Genomic DNA, 21,381 nt, shown 5'->3' with positions numbered 1-21,381 from the left:
AAACGCCGCGGGGCCCCGAGCCGGGTGGCTCGGGGCCCCGCGCGTTTGTCGTACGAGCGCTACGGCAGCTGCGCCGTCCGCGCCTCACGCCGGTTGTCGCGGAAGTTGTTCACCCGGCGGGCCGTGGCGAACAGCGGGATCACCGCGCCCATGACCAGCTGCAGGGCGCAGCCCGTCTGGAGGAGCAGCTGACCGCTGGGGGCGTCGAACGCCCAGGCCGCCAGAAGACCCATGGACAGGACGATCCAGGAGAGCATCGCCACGGCGAGCCGGCCCCGGGGCTTGGGGTACTCGACACGGCTCACCATCAGCCAGGCGGTGCCCAGGATCGCCAGGAGTGTCGCCACGAAGGGCAGCTCGAGCAGCACGATCGACACCACGGTCAGCGCGCCGAACGGCGACGGCATGCCCTGGAACGTGCCGTCCTTCACCGTCACGCACGAGAAGCGGGCCAGGCGCAGCACCACGGCGAGGAGCACCACGATTGCCCCCACCGCCGCCACGCGCTGGTGCGCGTCGTCCGCGACCATGCCGTACACCAGGACGAAGTACGCCGGGGCCAGGCCGAAGCTGATCAGGTCGGAGAGGTTGTCCAGCTCCGCGCCCATGGGGGAGGAGCGCAGCTTCCTCGCCACCAGGCCGTCGAACAGGTCGAAGACCGCCGCGCACAGCATCAGGATGACGGCCGTGGCCGCGCTGTGGCGGGCCATGCCGGACTCCTGGCTGCCCGTGAGGTGCGGGATCAGGATGCCGGTGGTGGTGAAGTACACCGCCATGAAGCCGCACGTGGCGTTGCCGAGTGTCAGGGTGTCCGCTATCGACAGGCGGAGCGACAGCGGCATCTCCTCCTCGTCGTCCGCCTCGTCGGCCTCGGGCACCCAGCCCGTCTGGGTCTGCGGATCAATCACGGTCAATGCGAGTCACCCCAGCCACGGTCTTCTGACCGACCTCGACCGCGACGTCCACGCCCTCGGGTAGGTAGATGTCGACCCGCGAGCCGAAACGGATCAGACCGATCCGGTCACCCTGCTCGACCTTGGTGCCCTTGGGCACGTAGGGGACGATACGGCGAGCGACCGCACCGGCGATCTGGATCATCTCGATGTCGCCGAGCTCGGTGTCGAAGTGCCAGACTACGCGCTCGTTGTTCTCGCTCTCCTTGTTGAACGCCGGAACGAACCCGCCGGGGATGTGCTCGACCGATGTCACCGTGCCGGAGAGGGGCGCGCGGTTGACGTGGACATTGAGCGGGCTCATGAAGATCGCGACGCGGGTGCGTCCGTCCTTCCACGGCATGATGCTCTGCACCACACCGTCGGCGGGCGAGATGACCCGGCCCTGGGAGATCTCGCGCTCGGGGTCGCGGAAGAACCACAGCATGCCCGCCGCGAGGGCGGTGGCGGGCACGGCCACGGCCTTGGCGACGCCGGAGCGGCGCGCGCGGACCAGGCTGAGGGCTGCGGTGGCGACGGTCGGGAGAAGCCACGGCGATGCTCCGCGCGCGAGGCGTACGCCGACCTGGCTGTCGCGAGGTGCAGAGGTTTGGCTGTGGGGCATGGATGACCTTCGTAGCGGATGATGCCGCGCTGCAACGGGGGACGGCGGCTTTCCCGGGATCGTACCGGTCGCGGGCCACAACTGGGCAAGCCAGGAAGCCGAGTCGGAGGCCGAAGAGTGCTGACGGGGTGTGATCTTCTTCCCCAAGAAAACACCCCGTAACCGGACATTCAGCCCTGGAATCGATACTCTTCGAGCAACCTGCGACCGATGATCATTTTCTGGATCTCGGCGGTACCTTCACCGATCAGCAGCATCGGGGCCTCACGGTAGAGGCGCTCGATCTCGTACTCCTTGGAGAAGCCGTAGCCGCCGTGGATCCGGAAGGAGTCCTCCACGACCTCCTTGCAGTACTCGGAGGCGAGGTACTTCGCCATCCCAGCCTCAAGGTCGTTTCGTTCTCCGGAGTCCTTTTTGCGTGCCGCGTTCACCATCATGGCATGTGCCGCCTCGACCTTGGTAGCCATCTCCGCCAGCTTGAACTGAATGGCCTGGTGCTGGGCGATCGGCTTGCCGAAAGTGTGACGCTGCTGGGCGTACTGGACGCCCAGTTCGAACGCACGCTGAGCGACGCCACAGCCACGCGCCGCCACGTTGACGCGGCCGACTTCCACACCGTCCATCATTTGGTAAAAACCTCGGCCGGTGACGCCGCCGAGTACGCGATCGGCCGGAATCCGCAGGCCGTCCATGATCAGCTCGGTGGTGTCGACACCCTTGTAGCCCATCTTGTCGATCTTCCCGGGGATGGTGAGGCCGGGGCGGACCTCTCCGAAGCCGGGCTCCTTCTCCACCAGGAAGGTGGTCATCGACCTGTGGGGCTTGGCGGCTGCCTCTTCAGGGGAGTGTCCTTCGTCACTTCGCACGAGAACGGCGACCAGCGACGACGTACCACCGTTCGTCAGCCACATCTTCTGGCCGTTGAGGACGTACTCGTCGCCGTCCTTGACCGCCTTCGACGTGATGGCCGACACGTCCGAGCCCAGGGCCGGCTCGGACATCGAGAACGCGCCGCGGATGTCGCCGGCCGCCATCCTCGGCAGGAAGTGGTCCTTCTGCTCCTGCGTGCCGTGCTGCTTGAGCATGTACGCCACGATGAAGTGGGTGTTGATGATGCCGGACACCGACATCCAGCCGCGGGCGATCTCCTCCACACACAGCGCGTACGTGAGGAGCGACTCGCCCAGACCCCCGTACTCCTCGGGGATCATCAGGCCGAACAGGCCCAGCTCCTTCAGGCCGTCGACGATCTGCTGCGGATACTCGTCGCGGTGCTCCAGCTCGGTCGCGACCGGGATGATCTCCTTGTCCACGAAGTCGCGGACGGTGGAGAGGATCTCCTGCTGGACGTCGGTCAGACCGGCGGTCTGGGCGAGACGGGCCATGGCCTACTTCTCCGTGTTCTTGTCCGCAGGTGCGGTCAGTTCCGGGCGGCCCGGCTGCTCGCCGCCGCGCTCCTTGATGTACGTCTCGGTCGGCACCATCACCTTGCGGCGGAACACGCACACCAGCGTGCCGTCCTGCTTGTAGCCCTTGGTCTCGACGTAGACGATGCCGCGGTCGTTCTTCGACTTCGACGGCCACTTGTCGAGAACGGCCGTCTCGCCGTAGATCGTGTCGCCGTGGAAGGTCGGCGCCACGTGCTTGAGCGACTCGATCTCCAGGTTGGCGATCGCCTTGCCGGAGATGTCCGGGACGGACATGCCGAGCAGCAGCGAGTAGATGTAGTTCCCGACGACGACGTTCTTGCCGAAGTCCGTCGTCTTCTCCGCATAGTTGGTGTCCATGTGGAGCGGGTGGTGGTTCATGGTGAGGAGACAGAACAGGTGGTCGTCGTACTCCGTGACCGTCTTGCCCGGCCAGTGCTTGTACGTCGCCCCGACCTCGAACTCCTCGTAGGTGCGCCCGAACTGCATCGCGCTCACGGCTCCTCTAGTTGGCGGGGATCTCGAACTTGCTGGTGCGCTGCATGCCGGCGGCGCGTCCCTTGCCGGAGATGACCAGCGCCATCTTGCGGCTGGCCTCGTCGATCATCTCGTCGCCGAGCATCGCCGAGCCCTTCTTGCCGCCCGCCTCGGACGTGTAGTAGTCGTACGCGTCCAGGATCAGCTCGGCGTGGTCGTAGTCCTCCTGGGAGGGCGAGAAGATCTCGTTGGACGCCTCGACCTGGCCCGGGTGCAGCACCCACTTGCCGTCGAAACCGAGGGCCGCGGCGCGCTGCGCGACCGCGCGGTAGCCGTCGATGTTGCGGATCTGGAGGTACGGGCCGTCGATCGCCTGGAGGTTGTTGGCGCGGGCGGCCATCAGGATCTTCATCAGGATGTAGTGGTAGGCGTCCGCCGGGTAGCCGGGCGGCTGCTCGCCCACGACGAGCGACTTCATGTTGATCGACGCCATGAAGTCGGCCGGGCCGAAGATGATCGTCTCGACGCGCGGGGACGCCTGGGCGATCTCGTTGACGTTGTTGAGGCCCTGGGCGTTCTCGATCTGCGCCTCGATGCCGATGCGGCCGACCTCGAAGCCCATGGTCTTCTCGATCTGGGTGAGGAGGAGGTCCAGCGCGACGACCTGCTGGGCGTCCTGGACCTTCGGCAGCATGATGCAGTCGAGGTTCTGGCCCGCACCCTCGACGACGGTCACGACGTCGCGGTACGTCCACTCGGTCGTCCAGTCGTTGACGCGCACGACCCTCGTCTTGCCGGTCCAGTCACCCTCGTTGAGGAACTTGACGATCGTGTGCCGCGCCTCGGGCTTGGCGAGCGGGGCGCACGCGTCCTCCAGGTCGAGGAAGACCTGGTCGGCGGGGAGGCCCTGCGCCTTCTCCAGGAAGCGGGGGTTGCTCCCGGGGACCGCGAGGCAGGAGCGTCGCGGACGCAGACGGTTGACAGCAGGCAGGTGCGCGGCGGAGCCGCTCGTTGCAAGGGTGGTGGTGGGCGACGGGCGGGCGGTCATGCGGGAACCTCCAGGGGGTCGAGCTTGTTCGCTTTCCGGATCTCGTCGACGATACGGCCGATGATTCCCGTGATGTCGAAGTCCTTCGGGGTGAAGACCGCGGCCACTCCCGCGGCCCTGAGCTGCTCGGCGTCGCCGTTCGGGATGATCCCGCCGGCGATCACCGGGATGTCGGCCGCGCCTGCCTCGCGCAGCCGCTCCAGGACGTCCGGCACGAGCTGGGCGTGCGAGCCGGAGAGGATGGACAGGCCGACCGCGTGCACGTCCTCGGCGAGGGCCGCGTCCACGATCTGCTCCGGGGTGAGCCGGATGCCCTGGTAGACCACCTCGAACCCGGCGTCACGGGCCCGCACGGCGATCTGCTCGGCGCCGTTGGAGTGCCCGTCCAGGCCCGGCTTGCCCACCAGGAAGCGGAGTTTGCCGGCGCCGAGGTCCTGCGCCGTGCGGTCGACCTTGCGGCGGACCTCGCTCAGCGCCGAGCCCTCCTCCGCGGGGATCGCCACCGGCGCGGACGAGACACCGGTCGGCGCCCGGAACTCGCCGAACACCTCGCGCAGGGCCCCGGCCCACTCACCGGTCGTGACCCCGGCGCGGGCGCACTCCAGGGTGGCCTCCATGAGGTTGTCGGTGCCCTTGGCGGCCTCCTTCAGGCGCTCCAGCGCCTTGCAGGGGCGGGGGTGGTTGAAGGGCGGCTGGTAGCGGGTGTCGCGCCAGTGCTGGAGCGAGGCGATGACACGGGCCTCGACCGCGGGGTCGACGGTCTGGATCGCCGTGTCCAGGTCGGCGGTCAGCGGATTCGGCTCGGTCGTCTCGAATATGTTGACGCCGATGATCTTCTCTTGACCGGACTCGATACGGGCCCTGCGCTCGGCGTGCGAGGAGACGAGCTGCGACTTGAGGTAGCCGGACTCGACGGCGGCCATCGCGCCGCCCATCTCCTGGATCCGCTCGATCTCGGCGAGGGACTCCTCGACCAGCGCACCGACCTTCGCCTCGATCACCTTCGAGCCCTCGAAGATGTCCTCGTACTCCAGCAGGTCGCTCTCGTGGGCGAGCACCTGCTGGATGCGCAGCGACCACTGCTGGTCCCAGGGGCGGGGCAGGCCGAGGGCCTCGTTCCAGGCGGGGAGCTGGACGGCACGTGCGCGTGCGTCCTTCGAGAGCGTCACGGCCAGCATCTCGAGCACGATCCGCTGGACGTTGTTCTCCGGCTGCGCCTCGGTCAGGCCGAGGGAGTTGACCTGGACGCCGTAGCGGAAGCGGCGCTGCTTGGCGTTCTCGATGCCGTACCGCTCGCGCGTGACCTTGTCCCAGATCCGCCCGAACGCCCGCATCTTGCACATCTCCTCGATGAAGCGGACGCCCGCGTTCACGAAGAAGGAGATACGGGCCACGACGTCCCCGAACTTCTCTTCGGGGACCTGCCCTGAGTCGCGTACGGCATCGAGAACGGCTATCGCGGTGGACATCGCGTACGCGATCTCCTGGACCGGCGTGGCGCCCGCCTCCTGCAGGTGGTAGCTGCAGATGTTGATCGGGTTCCACTTCGGGATGTGGGAGACCGTGTACGCGATCATGTCCGTCGTCAGACGGAGCGAGGGTCCCGGCGGGAACACGTGCGTGCCCCGCGACAGGTACTCCTTGACGATGTCGTTCTGGGTCGTGCCCTGGAGCCGGGTGATGTCCGCGCCCTGCTCCTCCGCGACGACCTGGTAGAGCGCCAGCAGCCACATGGCGGTGGCGTTGATCGTCATCGAGGTGTTCATCTGCTCCAGGGGGATGTCCTGGAACAGCCGGCGCATGTCACCGAGGTGTGCGATCGGCACGCCGACCCGGCCGACCTCGCCGCGGGCGAGGATGTGGTCGGAGTCGTAGCCGGTCTGCGTCGGCAGGTCGAACGCGACCGACAGACCGGTCTGGCCCTTGGCGAGGTTGCGCCGGTACAGCTCGTTGGACGCCTCGGCCGTGGAGTGACCGGCGTAGGTCCGCATGAGCCACGGCCGGTCCTTCTGACGCTCAGTCATCTGTGACCTCAGATGTTCCGGAAGCGGTTGATGGCGTCGACGTGCTTGGCGCGCTTCTCCTCGTCGCGCACGCCCAGGCCCTCTTCCGGCGCGAGGCACAGGACGCCGACCTTGCCCTGGTGGAGGTTGCGGTGCACGTCGTAGGCGGCCTGGCCGGTCTCCTCCAGGGAGTACACCTTGGAGAGCGTCGGGTGGATCTTGCCCTTCGCGATGAGCCGGTTGGCCTCCCAGGCCTCGCGGTAGTTGGCGAAGTGCGAGCCGATGATCCGCTTGAGGGACATCCACAGGTAGCGGTTGTCGTACTCGTGGTTGTAGCCCGAGGTCGACGCGCAGGTGACGATGGTGCCGCCCTTGCGCGTGACGTAGACGGAGGCGCCGAAGGTCTCGCGGCCGGGGTGCTCGAAGACGATGTCGACGTCCTCGCCGCCGGTGAGCTCGCGGATGCGCTTGCCGAAGCGCTTCCACTCGCGCGGGTCCTGGGTGTGCTCGTCCTTCCAGAACTTGTAGTCCTCGGCGTTGCGGTCGATGATCGCCTCGGCGCCCATGGACCGGCAGATCTCCGCCTTCTGGGGCGAGGAGACGACACAGATCGGGTTGGCGCCGCCGGCCAGCGCGAACTGCGTGGCGTACGAGCCGAGTCCGCCGCTCGCGCCCCAGATCAGGACGTTGTCGCCCTGCTTCATGCCGGCGCCGTTGCGGGAGACCAGCTGCCGGTACGCGGTGGAGTTGACCAGACCGGGAGCGGCGGCCTCCTCCCAGCTCAGGTGGTCCGGCTTGGGCATCAGCTGGTTGGACTTGACGAGCGCGATCTCCGCGAGGCCGCCGAAGTTCGTCTCGAAGCCCCAGATGCGCTGCTCGGGGTCGAGCATGGTGTCGTTGTGGCCGTCGCTGGACTCCAGCTCGACGGACAGGCAGTGCGCGACGACCTCGTCACCGGGCTTCCAGGCGTTGACGCCCGGGCCGGTGCGCAGGACGACGCCCGCGAGGTCGGAGCCGATGATGTGGTACGGCAGGTCGTGGCGCTTGGTGAGTTCGCTGAGCTTGCCGTAGCGCTCCAGGAAACCGAAGGTCGGCAGCGGCTCGAAGATCGAGGTCCACACCGAGTTGTAGTTGACCGAGGAGGCCATGACGGCCACCAGGGCCTCGCCCGGGCCGAGCTCGGGCAGCGCCACCTCGTCGAGGTGGGTCGACTTGCGCGGGTCCTTGTCACGGGTCTCGAGGCCCGCGAACATCTCCGTCTCGTCCTTGTGCACGGTGATCGCGCGATACGACTCGGGGAGCGGCAGAGCGGCGAAGTCGGCCGGCGTCGAGTCCGGCGACTGGATCGCGTCGAGGATGTCCTTCACGGTCACGGTGTTGCCTCCGGCGAATGGCGTCTTGAGGGGAGACGCTGAGGGTTACGTCGGTGCTGCTGAGGGTGTGAAGCCGTCGGTTCGGCTGGGGTGGTGCTTCGGCAGCGCTTTGTCGGCGCGGGAGGTTGCCTGTGACGCAGGCGTCCGGGCGCGCGAGCCATTGGCTTGCGGGGACAGCCGGCGTACGAATGGTCTCTGCACGCCGGCCGCCCGGACACTCCCAACGTATGGCACCGCGTGTCACCTCGCAAGGCACTGGGTGCCAGAACTTGCTCTCAGGTGAAATCTTTACGTAACAAATGAGCGATGATCGATCGAACAGGGTCTGAAAGGCGCCTGAAAACATGCTCTGACATGCCAAAACGGCCACCCCGTCGGGTGGCCGTCATCACAGTCTCGGAAGGGCGGCGGAAGGGCTCAGCGGACCCCCAGCGCCTCCTCGATGGTCCGCATGACCTGGTCCAGCGAGGCGTCGGTACGGGCGACCGTCACCAGCACCTCGCCGTGCGTGGAGACCGTCGCGGCGGCCGGCGGCGGGGCGGTGGTACGCCCGGCCCCGATACCCGACCCGAACGTCTTGCGCACGATCGCGAAGGCGTGGTCGAGCTGGGCCTCCACGTCTCCCTGGCCGCCGGCCCGCAGCCAGCGCCGCAGCACGTGGTTGTGGGCGGTGACCACCGCGGACGCGGCGACCTCGGCCAGCAGCGGGTCGTCGTTGGCGTCGTCGTCGTGGGCGTGCTCGTCGAAGTGGCCGAGGAGGTAGCGGGTGAAGAGACGCTCGTAGCGGGCGACCGACGCGATCTCCGCCTCGCGCAGGGTGGGCACCTCGCGCGTGAGCTTGTAGCGGGCGACCGAGATCTCCGGCCGGGCCGCGTACATCCGCATGACTTCCTTGATGCCGCGGCACACCGTGTCGAGCGGGTGCTCGTGCGCGGGGGCCGCGTTGAGTACCGCCTCGGCGCGGATCAGCGTGTCGTCGTGGTCTGGGAAGATCGCCTCTTCCTTGGAACGGAAGTGGCGGAAGAAGGTGCGGCGGGCCACTCCGGCCGCGGCCGCGATCTCGTCGACGGTGGTCGCCTCGTACCCCTTGGTCGAGAACAGCTCCATCGCGGCGGCCGCCAGTTCTCGGCGCATCTTGAGCCGCTGGGCGGCGGCGCGACTGCCTGCGGCACTCTCCGGCGCGTCGGGCGTAGCTGGTGTACGTGAGGACTTGGCGGGCTGGGACATGACCCGAACGTACTGCATGTGCGCAGCTCGATGCGCATGTCCGGGGTTCCCCCCGCCCTCGACGGGCGGGGGGCCTCCGGCCGGGTCGAGCAGTCCGCCCCAGTCCGCTTCCGCTCGGAACCAGTCGCCGGCGCCGTCAGCGGCGGGCATATTCGCGGAAGCCGCGGCCCGTCTTGCGGCCGAGGCAGCCCGCGGCCACCAGGTGCTCCAGGAGCGGGGCCGGGGCCAGGCCCGGGTCGCGGAACTCGCGGTGCAGCACCTTCTCGATGGCCAGGGAGACATCGAGCCCGACGACGTCCAGGAGCTCGAACGGGCCCATCGGGTAGCCGCCGCCCAACTTCATCGCCGCGTCGATGTCGTCGAGAGAGGCGTAGTGCTCCTGCACCATCTTGATCGCGTTGTTGAGGTACGGGAAGAGCAGCGCGTTCACGATGAAGCCCGCACGGTCACCGCAGTCGACGGCGTGCTTCTTGATCTTGACGCAGACCTCGCGCACCGTCGAGTGGACGTCGTCACCCGTCAGCACGGTACGGACGACCTCGACCAGCTTCATCGCCGGCGCCGGGTTGAAGAAGTGCATGCCGATCACGTCCTGCGGGCGCGAGGTGGCGCGGGCGCAGGCGATGACGGGCAGCGACGAGGTCGTGGTGGCCAGCACCGCGCCCGGCTTGCAGACCTTGTCCAGCGTCGCGAACAGCTGCTGCTTGATCTCCAGGTCCTCGGCGACGGCCTCCACGGCCAGGTCGACGTCGGCGAAGGAGTCGTACGAACCTGCCGGGGTGATCCGCTCCATCGTCTGCGCGGCGGCCTCGGCGGTCAGCCGGCCCTTGTCGACAGAACGCGAAAGCGACTTGCCGATACGGGCCTTGGCGGTCTGCGCCTTCTCCTCGCTGCGGGCGGCAAGGACGACCTCGTAGCCGGCCTTGGCGAAGACCTCGGCGATGCCGGACGCCATGGTGCCGGAGCCCGCGACGCCGACGGAGCGGATCGCCCGGCCGGGAATCTCGAGGCCGCCGGAAAGGGGTGTCAGGGCGTCCGGAACGACCGTCGCGCTGCCGGGAGCCTCGTACGTGTAGAAGCCACGGCCCGACTTGCGGCCCGTCAGACCGGCCTCGCTCAGCTGCTTCAGGATCGGGGCGGGGGCGTGCAGACGGTCGCGGGACTCGGTGTACATGGCGTCCAGGACCGTGCGCGCGGTGTCGACGCCGATCAGGTCGAGCAGGGCCAGCGGGCCCATGGGCAGTCCGCAGCCGAGCCGCATCGCGGCGTCGATGTCCTCGCGGGAGGCGTACTTCGCCTCGTACATCGCGGCGGCCTGGTTGAGGTAGCCGAACAGCAGCCCGTCCGCGACGAATCCGGGCCGGTCCCCGACCGCGACCGGCTCCTTGCCGAGTTCCAGGGCGAGGTCGGTGACCGCGGCGACGGCCGCGGGCGCGGTCAGCACCGACGAGACCACCTCGACCAGCTTCATCGCCGGCGCCGGGTTGAAGAAGTGCAGGCCGAGCACGCGCTCCGGGCGGGCCGAGTCGGCCGCGAGCCGCGTCACGGACAGGGCGTTGGTGCCGGTCGCCAGGATCGTCTCGGGCCGCACGATCCCGTCGAGTTCACGGAAGATCTGGTGCTTGGTCTCGTACGACTCCGGAGCAACCTCGATGACCAGGTCGGCGTCGGCCGCGGCACGCAGGTCGGTGGAGGTACGGACGCGGGCCAGGGCGTCGGTGCGCTCCTGGTCCGTCAGCCGGCCGCGCTCCACGGCGCGGGCGGTCGCGGCCTCCAGCGTGGCGACGGCCTTGGCGGTCGCGGCCTCGCTGATGTCGATGCCGACGACCTCGCGGCCGGCCTTGGCCAGGACTTCGGCGATGCCGGTGCCCATGGTGCCGAGGCCGACGACGGCAACGGTCTTGAGCGGGGACAGAGGGGTGTCGGACAGGGGAGTGGCCATCGCGGGACTCCAGAAATGAGGGTGACGACTGGGAGCGCGCCCGGGTGCGCCGTCAGGCGCACCGGGTGCGAGAGGAGTGCGGGTGTTGCCGGGCTGCAAGCGCACACGCCCGGCGCCGTGGTCCTGGGCGTGCACACGCCCGGAGAACGGCGGATGTCGACCGGCCCTGTCCCGGAGCCGAGTCCTGCTGTGGTACGTGAAGTACCGAACCGACCAGCACTCGCGGCGGCTGCGTCACCAGGCCGCTGCAAGCAAATGCGAGTGGATGACTCGCTCGTCTGAGCCTAACCCGTGGGTAACGAGCGCGCCAGCCCCCGAGTTTGTGATGTACGTCCCGCTGGGCGGCGGACCCGCCTAATCTCGGCTTCATGGACGAAGAGTTGCGATCACTCACGGAGCGCTTACGGCAGGAGTCGGGGGGATCAGCCGCCTACGACCGGCTCGTGGCGACCGAGGACGCGGACGAACTGGCGGGAGTGCTCACCGAGCCCGGGCAGCCGCTGTGGGCCAGGGAGCTGGCGGCGTTCCGGCTCGGTCTCGCCGGTGACCGGCGGGCCTTCGAAGCCCTCGTCCTGCTGCTCAACCACCGTGAGCCGCAGCGCTGTGCCTCCGCCGCCCACGCCCTGGCCCGGCTGAAGGACCCGCGCACCGCCCGTGCCGCGGCCGCCCTCGCCACCAACGAGCTGCGCGTCGCCTACGCGCTGCACCCGGTCCGGCTGCTGGTCCTGCTGCGCGCCCCGGAGTCCGTGCCGGCGCTGATCACCACCCTGGAACGGCGGCTGCGCCCGCACGATCCGTACCGGCGCGTGGCGCTCGCCTGTGTGGAGGGGCTGGGTGCGCTGGGCGACGCCCGGGCCAGACCCGTACTGGACGGGGCGCTGGCCCACCCGGCACTCGCGGAGGCGGCGGTGCGTGCGCTGGCGCGGATTCCCGCGTAGCGGTGGGCTCTCAGGCGGAGGGCGCCAACGTCGTCGCGTACCGCACCTCGGGCACCGCGACCCCGTCCACCTCGAAGGGTTCCCCGGCGCCGTCCGCGTGGAAACCCGCCCGTTCGTAGAAGCGGCGGGCGCGGGTATTGCCCTTGAGGACCCAGAGGAGCATGCGGTCGTGGCCCGCGGCAGTGCGTCGCCGTACCGACTCCTGGAGGAGGGCGCGTCCGATGCCTCCGCCGTACCGCCCGGGGTCCACGTAGATCGCGTACAACTCCGCGTCGGCGGTGCGCACTTCACCGTCGCGGTACGGACCGTGGCAGGCCCAGCCGACGAGTTCGCCGTCCCGCTCGGCGACGAGGTTCACCACGCTGCCGTCGCCCTGGGCGAAGCGGGTGCGGTGCCGCTCGGCGTCCGCCGCCACACTGAGCCCGTCGAGGTATGTCTGCGGCATCAGTCCCCGGTACGCGCTCTGCCGGCCGCAGATGCGGATCTCTGCCACGCGGTCACAGTCGGGCAGCATCATGGCGCGGATGCGGAGGCGTTCCTCGTCCATGGCCGCACCCTGGTGGGCCTGTCCGGCGGATCGGGTCGGAGCCGGGCGGCGGGGGGCGACCCCGTCGGGGGCGGTGATCCTGGTCAGCTCACTCATGCGTCCATGGTGGACCATGCGTCTGACAACGCCCCCGACGGACAGTCAGGCCAAGCTCAGCCGCGGAAGCCGAGCAGCCCGTGCAGCGCCGTACCGTGTGACGGCGTCGCCGACGCCGACGAGCCCAGCGGCTTGGGGTCGGGCAGTGCCCGGCAGACCGCGTCGGCCTCGCGGTGGCTGCGCGGCACCGTGCCGTCGGTCAGGTACGCCGCCAGGTACGTGTCCAGGCATTCGTTCCCGCTCAGCGTGATGCCGTGGTTCCCGCCGCCCTGTTCGACCACCAGGCTGGAGTGGGCCAGCAGCCGGTGGACCGTCGCGCCGCCCTGGTACGGGGTGGCCGCGTCGTCGGTCGCCTGGAAGAGCAGCGCGGGCGGCAGCTTGCCGTTGGCGACGTTCACCGGCTTCAGCGACTTGGTCGGCCAGAACGCGCACGGCGCGTTGTACCAGGCGTTGCTCCAGGCCATGAACGGCGCATTCGCGTACACCGCCCAGTTGTCCTTGCGCCACTGCTTCCAGTCGCGCGGCCAGGAGGCGTCACGGCACTGGACCGACGTGTAGATGCTGTAGCCGTTGTCCCCGGACGCGTCGATGGCGGCGAAGTTCTCGTACGCCTCGACCAGCGGGTCGGTGTTCTCGCCGTTGACATAGGCCGCGAACGCCTCGGCGAGGTAGGGCCAGTAGCCGTTGTAGTAGCCGCCCGGGATGAAGGTGTCCTCCAGTTCGGAGGCGCCGACCTTCCCGCCGGCCGGCTTCTTGGCGAGCGCCGCCCGCATCGCGTACCACTTGGCCTCGACTCCGGCCGGATCGGTGCCGAGCCGGTACGTCGCGTCGTACCTGGCGATCCACGCCATGAGCGCCTGGTGGCGGTCGTCGAAGGCGTAGTCCTGGGCGATGTTGTCGTCGTACCACACGCCGGTGGGGTCGACGACCGAGTCCAGGACCAGGCGCCGCACCCGGTCCGGGTAGAGCTTGGCGTAAACCGCGCCGAGGTAGGTGCCGTACGAGTAACCGAAGTAGTTGATCTTCTTCGTGTCCAACGCCTTGCGGATCGCGTCCATGTCCCGCACGGCGCTGATCGTGTTGATGTACGGCAGTTCGCTCGCGTACTTCTTGCCGCAGGCGTCGGCGAAGGACTTCGCGCGCGCGAGGTTGGCGTTCTCGATCGCGCGCGTGCTCGGCACGGAGTCGGGGCGCACGGGGTTGAAGTAGCCCGGCTTGCAGTCCAGAGCGGGCTCGCTCGCACCCACCCCGCGCGGGTCGAAGCCGATGACGTCGTACTGGGCCGCGACCGCCTTGGGCAGCGAGGAGGCGACGAATCCGGCGAGCGTCAGTCCGCTGCCGCCGGGACCGCCGGGATTGACCAGCAGCGGGCCCTGGTACTCCGTCGCGGTGTGCGGGACGCGGGACAGCGCGAGGGTGATCTGCCGGCCCTGCGGGTTCGCGTAGTCGAGCGGCACCTTGAGGGAGGCGCACTGGAGTGTCGGATAGTCGGCGGTGCCGCAATTCTTCCAGGTGAGCTTCGCCGCCTGAGCGACGTGCGCGGTCTGCGAAGTGCTCGCGCCGGCGGGGACGGCGGTGAAGGTTCCGGCCACGAAGACGGCGGCACCGCACAGCACGGCTGTGCGTTTTCTCATGGAGCCTCCCAGGACGGAGGGGTTTCGGACCGCAAGTGCCACGGTCCTCGCCGATCGTCCCGGAAAGCGCACGCGGAGGAACGCGTTCTGCCGATAGTTGACCCAATCGGGTCGCGGGATGCGCTCAGATGCTCTGATTTGCCATCAAATCAGTGTGAGTTGGGTAGGTTCGGATATTTGCGTATCAATCGGCTCGGTCTCCCGGATCCGGCGGGGCATCCCCGCGCGCGCGGGGCCGATGCCGTATTCCTGGGCCAGTTCGTGCACCTGACGGGTGATCCGGCGCTGGTACCACTTCGGGGCGTAGGCCCCGTCGGCGTACAGCCGCTCGTAGCGGCGCACCAGATGCGGGTGGTGGTGGGTGAGCCAGGCCATGAACCACTCGCGGGCTCCCGGGCGCAGATGCAGCACCAGCGGGGTGACGGACGCGGCTCCGGCCGCCGCGATCGCCCGTACGGTGGCCCGGAGTTGGGCCGGCTGGTCGCTCAGGAACGGGATCACCGGCGCCATCAGGACACCGCACCCGATGCCGTGCTCGCCCAGGGTCCGTACGACGTCCAGGCGGCGTTCCGGCGCGGGCGTGCCCGGCTCGACCGAGCGCGACAGGCCGGGGTCGGTGAAGCCGACCGAGACGGAGATGCCGACGTCCGTCACCTCGGCCGCCTGCTTCAGCAGGTCGAGGTCGCGCAGGATCAGCGTGCCCTTCGTCAGGATCGAGAACGGGTTCGCGTGGTCGCGCAGGGCGCCGATGATGCCCGGCATCAGCCGGTACCGGCCCTCGGCCCGCTGGTAGCAGTCGACGTTCGTGCCCATCGCGATGTGCTCGCCCTGCCAGCGCCGTGAGGCGAGCTGGCGGCGCAGCAGCTCCGGCGCGTTCACCTTGACCACTATCTGGGAGTCGAAGTCGACGCCCGCGTCGAGGTCCAGATAGGTGTGCGTCTTGCGCGCGAAGCAGTACACGCACGCGTGAGAGCACCCACGGTAGGGGTTGACCGTCCACTCGAACGGCATGCGCGAGGCGCCCGGCACCCGGTTGAGGATCGAGCGGGCCCGCACCTCGTGGAACGTGATCCCGCGGAACTCGGGCGTGTCGAAGGTGCGGGTGGTCACCGCGTCCGCGCCGAACAGCGCGGCGTCGGCCGGACCGCCGGCGGACTCCCCTGTGAGGTTCTCCCAGCGCATGACGCCTCCTCGGTAGCACTGCCCACAGAATAGAACACATGTTCCCTTGATCGTGCGACTTCGTTTTCCGAGGTTTCCGATCGCCGGCCGACCGCTTCCGGCACCCCGATTTGGGCGCCCGGGCACCGGGGTGGTTGGCTTGCCCCAACCCCGAGAGCACAGGTCCTGGAGGAACGCAATGGCGCAGGTCGAGGCCACTACGGAGCGGGTCGTCGCGGCGGACGCGGAGAAGGTGTTCGACGCGCTCGCCGACTACACCGGCACGCGCGCGCGGCTGCTGCCCGAGCACTTCAGCGAGTACGAGGTGCGCGAGGGCGGCGACGGCGAGGGCACCCTCGTCCACTGGAAGCTCCAGGCCACCAGCAAGCGCGTGCGTGACTGCCTTCTGGAGGTCGGCGAGCCCACCGACGGCGAGCTCGTCGAGAAGGACCGCAACTCCTCGATGGTCACCACCTGGCGGGTCACTCCGGCCGGCGAGGGCAGGTCCCGCGTCGTGGTGACCACCGTCTGGAACGGCGCAGGCGGCATCGGCGGCTTTTTCGAGCGGACCTTCGCGCCCAAGGGCCTCGGCCGGATCTATGACGCGGTGCTCGCCAAGCTCGCCGCCGAGGTGGAGAAGTAGGGCCGACGGCCCGGTTCTCGCCGGGCGTTGGCCGCCTCACCGGTTCGAGTGGATCTCCCCGCCGACCGGTATGACGCCGTAACTCGTCGCGCTTGTACGTAGTTGTCGCCTAATGCGGGAATTGCGTGACGGGTGCGACGAGGGGAGCGGGACGTGGGCGGCACGACTCTGACGCAGGACGAACGGGTCTCGGCGCCCCCCGGGACTCCCGTCCCGGCGCCCTCCACGACCGCCCCACTCGGCCCCCGCCGGGTGCGGCTGATCTTCTTCGGGCTGATGCTCGCGCTGCTGCTCGCCGCCCTGGAGCAGATGATCGTCGCCACCGCCCTCCCGAAGATCGTCGGCGAGCTGCACGGCCTGGACACGATGTCCTGGGCGATCACCGCCTACCTGCTCACCGCCACCGTCGGACTGCCCGTCTACGGCAAGCTCGGCGACCTCGTCGGCCGCAAGGGCGTCTTCCAGTTCGCGATCGTCGTCTTCGTCGTAGGCTCCGCGCTCGCGGGCCGGGCGCAGAGCATGGACCAGCTGATCGCCTTTCGCGCGGTCCAGGGCGTCGGCGCGGGCGGCCTCATGACCGGCGTGCAGGCGATCACCGCCGACATCGTGCCGCCCCGGCAGCGCGGCCGCTTCATGGGACTGATCGGCGCCGCCTTCGGGCTCGCGTCCGTCGCCGGCCCCCTGTTGGGCGGTTACTTCACGGACCACCTCGGCTGGCGGTGGTGCTTCTACATCAACGTGCCCTTCGGCCTCGTCACGCTGGCCGTCGTCACCGTCGCACTGAAACTCCCCAAGCCCGTGGCCAGGCCACGCTTCGACGTCCTCGGCGCGCTGCTGCTCGCCGCCGCCTCCACCTGCCTGGTACTGCTGACCAGTTGGGGCGGCACCGAGTACGCGTGGAACTCGCGCGTCGTCCTCGGCCTCGGCGCGGGAGCCGCGGCCGCCGTCGTCCTGTTCCTGGTCGCCGAGCACTTCGCGGCCGAACCCCTCATCCCGCTCAGGCTGTTCAGGGACTCCGTCTTCAACGTCACCGGCCTGGTGGGCCTGGTGACCGGCGTGGCCCTGTTCGGCGCCGCCGGCTATCTGCCGACCTTCCTGCAGATGGCCGACGGGGCCTCGGCCACCGAGTCGGGCCTGCTGATGCTGCCCATGATGGCCGGCATCGTCGGCGCCTCGATCCTCTCCGGACAGCTCATCAGCCACACCGGCCGCTACAAGATCTACCCGGTTCTCGGCGGCGCGCTCTCCGCCGTCGGCATGTGGCTGCTGTCCCGCCTCGAAGTCGACACGCCGCGGCTGCACTACAGCATCTGGATGGCCGTCCTCGGCGCCGGCATCGGCATGGTGATGCCCGTCCTGATCCTCGCCGTGCAGAACTCCGTGCCCCCCGCCGACCTCGGCACCGCCACCAGCGCCAACAACTACTTCCGGCAGATCGGCGGCAGCGTCGGCGCCGCGGTCTTCGGCACGCTCCTCGCCCACCGGCTCGCCGACGCCCTGGAAAGACGCCTCTCCGCGCACGCGGGCGCCCGGCTCCCCGACCCCGAGTCCCTCACCCCGCAGCTCGTCCACACCCTGCCCGCTCAGCTGCGCGACGGCTACGTCCGGGCCTACGCCGACGCCATGCCGAGTATCTTCCTCTACCTCGTGCCGGTGCTCGTCCTCGGCCTGCTCCTGGCCTTCTTCCTCAAGGAGGAACCCCTCGCGGCCCACGACGCCCCGGCCCGGACGCCCAGGAAGGCGCGGGTGAACGCCCAGGTTCCGCAGGCCCGTTCGCCGTACGCCGACGGAATCCCGGTCCGCGGCACCGTGCGGCACGCGGACGGGACCGCCGTGCCCCGCACCGCGCTCACACTGATCGACGGCGGCGGACAGCAGATCGGACGGGGCGCGAGCGCCGAGGACGGGCGGTACGCCCTGTCGACGCCGGGCTCGGGGACGTACATGCTGATCGCCGCGGCGGGCGGGCACCAGCCGGAGGCGGTCTCCGTGACCGTCGGCGAACGGCCCGTGGAGCTGGACGTCGTCCTGGGCGGCGCCGGGCGTCTCGCCGGAAGTGTGCTGACCGGCGACGGCGTTCCCGTGCGGGACGCCACCGTCACCCTCACCGACGTGCACGGCGAGGTCGTGGCCGGCACCCGCAGCGGACGCGAGGGCGGCTACGTCCTCACCGAGCTGGTGGCCGGCGACTACGTTCTCGCCGCCGGCGCGCCCGCCCTCCGCCCCACCGCGCTCCCTGTCACCGTCCAGTCCTCCCGGGAGACCCGCCAGGACGTCGAACTCGCCTGCGGTGCCGTGCTGCGCGGCACCGTGCGGGCCGGCGGCGGGCGCCCCGTCGAGCACGCGCGCGTGACGCTGCTGGACCTGGCGGGCAACATCGTCGACACGCACACCACCGGCGCGGACGGAACATTCCGGTTCGTCGACCTGTCCTCCGGTGAGTACACGGTCATCGCCTCGGGTTACCCGCCGGTCGCCGCGGTGCTCCACGTCGCGGGAGTGGGACGGACCGCACGGGACCTCCAGCTGGGGCACGAGGAGTGAACGGCGGTCCGCGCGCGGGCCCGTGCGCCGGTGCGCGCCCCCTGTGGCCAATTCCCGTATTGCCGCACATCACCTCCCACGGGAGCCGTACGGTGGTGAGGGCGGCACAGATCTTGCGGAGCCGTGGGGATAGGGGGCCTGGGCCATGGACCGTGGCACCGAGAGGGACGAACCTGCCGGCCGCGGAGCCGGGAACCACGCGGCGACCGAGCCCGCCGCGGCCGGGCGGGTCCCTCTGGCCGTGGTCGTGGTGGACCGCGACGGCCTCGTGTCCCATTGGAGCAGTGGCGCACGCCGCCTCTTCGGCGTGGCCAAGGAAACGGCGATCGGGCGCTGCGCCGTCGACCTGCTGCCCGTCTCGGGTGCGCTGACCGAGGAACTCACGGACCCCGAGGACGAGGACGTCACCGAGTACGGGGCGGACGCGGCGTACGACGGACTCGGACCCGACCTCGAGTCGTCCCTCGACGGCAGGCTGTCCTACCCGGCCGCGGGCCGCGCCCGCCTCACCGTGCCCGAACGCGACCGGGACCGCGTCGACGTACTGTGGTGGGCGTACCCGCTGGTCGGCCCCGGGCGGGAGCGGCTGCTGGTGCTGGCCGCGGACGCGGAGGGGCTGCGCCCGCAGGACCCCGCCCACGACATGGTCTTCGAGCGGATAGCGCCCGGCTTCGCGCTGCACACCGACTTCCCCGGCGCGGACGAACTGGCCCGCGGGCTCCCCGAGATCCTCCCCAGCATGGGCGTCGACGAGAGTGCGCGCATCGTCGCGCAGATCCTCGAACTCGGTTATCCGGTACTGGAGTTCAGTCAGAACGAACGGGTGCCCGTCACCCCCGACTGGGGCGTGCCCCGGCGGGCCGAGCGCAAGGCGCGCCGGGAGCGGGCCGCCCGCGCCCTCGCCGAGGGCATGCCCGTGCCGCAGGACCTCGCCGACGAGGGCGAGGACCTCGAATACGCGGCCGTACGCGAGCGCCTGGAGTTCCTCACCGAGGTCAGCGGCCGCATCGGCACCTCGCTCGACCTGGCGAAGACCATCGCCGAGGTCAGCAAGGCGGTCGTCCCGCGCTTCACCGACGTCGCGGGCACCTATCTGCGGGAACAGGTCGTCGCGGGCGAGGGGTTCCCCGAGGGGGTGCCGGACACGACCACGATGTGGCACCGGGTCGCCGTGGAGCACACCGACGAACCCGGGCGCTGGGACGACGTCGTGCCCGTCGGCGAGGCCATGCCGTTCCCGGCGCACACCCCGTTCTTCCACTGCATGACCACCGGCGAGCCCGTCCTCGTGCCGCGCATCAGCGAACAGATGGGGCACGCCATCGCCTCGCAGTTCGAGAAGCGCGACATCAGGCCCCTGATCACGGGCCGCTCCATGCTCGTCGTGCCCCTCAAGGCACGCCATGTGGTGCTCGGCTTCATGATCCTGCTGCGGCACCCCGAGCGGGTCGAGTTCAACGACATGGACCGCGTCACGGGCGCCGAACTCGCCGCCCGTGCGGGCCTCGTGCTCGACAACGCACGCATGTACACCTACCAGGAGAGCGTCGCCGAGACCCTCCAGGACAGCATGCTGCCGCACATCCCGCCGCGCATGGCGGGCTGCGACATCGCCACCCGCTATCTGCCCGGCACACTCCTCGGCCGCGTCGGCGGCGACTGGTTCGACTCCGTCAAGCTGCCCGGAGCCCGCACCGCGCTGGTCGTCGGGGACGTCATGGGCCACGGCCTCAACTCGGCTGCGATGATGGGCCAGTTACGCACGGCGGTACAGACCATGGCCGCCCTCGACCTGCCGCCCGCCCAGCTGCTGCGCAACCTGGACGACCTCGCGCAAAGGCTCGGCGACACGTACCTCGCGACCTGCCTGTACGCCGTGTACGACCCGATCGCCGGCGAGCTGCACCTCGCCAACGCGGGCCACATCCCGCCCGTCCTGGTCCGCGCCGAGGACGGCCGCAGCGAACTGCTCGACCTGCCCACGGGCGCGCCCATCGGCGTCGGCGGGGTGCCCTTCGAGTCGGTACGCGTGCGCGTGGCGCCCGGCGACAGGCTGGTCATGTGCACCGACGGCCTTGTGGAGGTGCGCGGCGAGGACATCGGCGTGGGGCTGGCTACGCTGTGCGAGTCCGCCGCCCATCCGGCCGCCTCGATGGACGACGCGTGCGACACCATCATCCGGGCCCTCAACACGCGCGGCGGCCGCAAGGACGACGTGGCCCTGCTGATGGCCCGGCTGAGCGGCATCGAGCCCGACGACGTGGCCGAGTGGCGGCTGGCCCGCGACCCGGTCGAGGTCGGCCGGGCCCGCGCGGCGGTTCGCGAGCAGCTCCACGACTGGGGCCTGGCCAAGCTGGCCGACAACGCCGCACTGTTGGCCGGCGAACTCGTCACCAATGCCGTACGGCACTCCCACAGCCGCCCCGTCGACCTGCGGCTCGTGCGCGGCGACACGCTGCTGTGCGAGGTGGACGACGACGACCACGAGCTGCCGACCCTGCTCAGCGCCGGTGCGGGCGACGAGTCGGGGCGCGGTCTGCGGGTGGTGAGCACGCTGGCGCGCGAGTGGGGGACCAGCCGTACGAAGGCGGGCAAGACCGTCTGGTTCGAACTGTCGCTGCCACGGTACTGATCCGCCCCCCGACAGGGGACGGGCGCACGACGGCGTGCCGGTGGTCGCACGAGCAGTGCAGGTGTGCGCCGTGCGCTTGTAGCCGTGACCAGGGCGCGATAAACCGTACTGGCCCGTCACTCGCGGCGGGCG

At 69.9% G+C, this 21,381-nt stretch carries 16 protein-coding genes; 4 read left to right on the top strand and 12 right to left on the bottom strand.

The features are described from left to right. Nucleotides 1–59 precede the first annotated feature (59 nt). The 9 genes from pssA to ACZ562_RS02615 all read right to left on the bottom strand — a co-directional run bounded on the left by pssA (nucleotide 60) and on the right by ACZ562_RS02615 (nucleotide 11,054). A complete protein-coding gene (gene pssA, locus ACZ562_RS02655; RefSeq protein ID WP_471173969.1) occupies nucleotides 60–878 on the bottom strand; it encodes a CDP-diacylglycerol--serine O-phosphatidyltransferase in 819 nt (272 codons plus the stop codon). Between the two features lie 22 nt (nucleotides 879–900). Next, a complete protein-coding gene (locus ACZ562_RS02650; RefSeq protein ID WP_471173412.1) occupies nucleotides 901–1,557 on the bottom strand; it encodes a phosphatidylserine decarboxylase in 657 nt (218 codons plus the stop codon). Between the two features lie 170 nt (nucleotides 1,558–1,727). Next, a complete protein-coding gene (locus tag ACZ562_RS02645) occupies nucleotides 1,728–2,942 on the bottom strand; it encodes an acyl-CoA dehydrogenase family protein (protein WP_471173410.1) in 1,215 nt (404 codons plus the stop codon). Nucleotides 2,943–2,945: 3 nt separating this feature from the next. Beyond that, the gene (locus ACZ562_RS02640; protein WP_471173967.1) at nucleotides 2,946–3,473 is read right to left on the bottom strand and encodes a MaoC family dehydratase; all 528 of its coding nucleotides are present in this window, start codon (nucleotides 3,471–3,473) and stop codon (nucleotides 2,946–2,948) included. Between the two features lie 16 nt (nucleotides 3,474–3,489). Then, nucleotides 3,490–4,452: an HpcH/HpaI aldolase/citrate lyase family protein gene (locus ACZ562_RS02635; RefSeq protein WP_471173965.1), complete on the bottom strand. Its 963-nt coding sequence runs from the start codon at nucleotides 4,450–4,452 to the stop codon at nucleotides 3,490–3,492. Between the two features lie 53 nt (nucleotides 4,453–4,505). Continuing rightward, complete coding sequence (locus tag ACZ562_RS02630) at nucleotides 4,506–6,533, bottom strand: protein meaA (protein ID WP_471173408.1); 2,028 nt, start codon at nucleotides 6,531–6,533, stop codon at nucleotides 4,506–4,508. 8 nt (nucleotides 6,534–6,541) lie between these two features. After that, nucleotides 6,542–7,879: a crotonyl-CoA carboxylase/reductase gene (gene ccrA / locus ACZ562_RS02625; protein WP_471173964.1), complete on the bottom strand. Its 1,338-nt coding sequence runs from the start codon at nucleotides 7,877–7,879 to the stop codon at nucleotides 6,542–6,544. A 423-nt stretch (nucleotides 7,880–8,302) separates the two neighbouring features. Continuing rightward, nucleotides 8,303–9,112: a TetR family transcriptional regulator gene (locus ACZ562_RS02620; protein WP_471173407.1), complete on the bottom strand. Its 810-nt coding sequence runs from the start codon at nucleotides 9,110–9,112 to the stop codon at nucleotides 8,303–8,305. A 136-nt stretch (nucleotides 9,113–9,248) separates the two neighbouring features. Beyond that, on the bottom strand, nucleotides 9,249–11,054 hold the full coding sequence (locus tag ACZ562_RS02615) for a 3-hydroxyacyl-CoA dehydrogenase family protein (protein WP_471173405.1): 1,806 nt from the start codon (nucleotides 11,052–11,054) through the stop codon (nucleotides 9,249–9,251). 368 nt (nucleotides 11,055–11,422) lie between these two features. Between ACZ562_RS02615 and ACZ562_RS02610 the strand changes: the two genes are divergently transcribed. Then, nucleotides 11,423–11,992 (top strand): adenylosuccinate lyase, encoded by a 570-nt coding sequence (locus tag ACZ562_RS02610; protein WP_471173403.1) that lies wholly within the window; start codon nucleotides 11,423–11,425, stop codon nucleotides 11,990–11,992. A gap of 10 nt (nucleotides 11,993–12,002) precedes the next feature. Here ACZ562_RS02610 and ACZ562_RS02605 read toward each other — a convergent pair whose 3' ends face one another. The 3 genes from ACZ562_RS02605 to ACZ562_RS02595 form a co-directional block, all read right to left on the bottom strand. Further along, nucleotides 12,003–12,539 (bottom strand): GNAT family N-acetyltransferase, encoded by a 537-nt coding sequence (locus ACZ562_RS02605; RefSeq protein WP_471173963.1) that lies wholly within the window; start codon nucleotides 12,537–12,539, stop codon nucleotides 12,003–12,005. Nucleotides 12,540–12,691: 152 nt separating this feature from the next. After that, entirely contained in the window at nucleotides 12,692–14,269 is a 1,578-nt protein-coding gene (locus ACZ562_RS02600) for an alpha/beta hydrolase (protein ID WP_471173400.1), read from the bottom strand. A 144-nt stretch (nucleotides 14,270–14,413) separates the two neighbouring features. Then, nucleotides 14,414–15,451 carry an Rv2578c family radical SAM protein gene (locus ACZ562_RS02595; RefSeq protein WP_471173398.1) on the bottom strand — a complete coding sequence of 346 codons (1,038 nt, stop codon included), beginning with the start codon at nucleotides 15,449–15,451 and terminating at the stop codon, nucleotides 14,414–14,416. 178 nt (nucleotides 15,452–15,629) lie between these two features. Here ACZ562_RS02595 and ACZ562_RS02590 point away from each other — a divergent pair, with 178 nt between their 5' ends. The 3 genes from ACZ562_RS02590 to ACZ562_RS02580 all read left to right on the top strand — a co-directional run bounded on the left by ACZ562_RS02590 (nucleotide 15,630) and on the right by ACZ562_RS02580 (nucleotide 21,249). Then, nucleotides 15,630–16,073, top strand: a complete 444-nt coding sequence (locus ACZ562_RS02590; protein ID WP_471173396.1) for an SRPBCC family protein — start codon at nucleotides 15,630–15,632, stop codon at nucleotides 16,071–16,073. A gap of 153 nt (nucleotides 16,074–16,226) precedes the next feature. Further along, entirely contained in the window at nucleotides 16,227–18,617 is a 2,391-nt protein-coding gene (locus tag ACZ562_RS02585; protein WP_471173394.1) for an MFS transporter, read from the top strand. Nucleotides 18,618–18,762: 145 nt separating this feature from the next. Next, nucleotides 18,763–21,249: an ATP-binding SpoIIE family protein phosphatase gene (locus ACZ562_RS02580; protein WP_471173392.1), complete on the top strand. Its 2,487-nt coding sequence runs from the start codon at nucleotides 18,763–18,765 to the stop codon at nucleotides 21,247–21,249. The last annotated feature ends 132 nt before the right edge of the window (nucleotides 21,250–21,381 follow it).

This window comes from Streptomyces sp. NPDC040410 (assembly GCF_055595715.1).
Note: the sequence above shows the minus strand (reverse complement) of the source record. Positions and strands in the feature narration are given on the sequence as shown.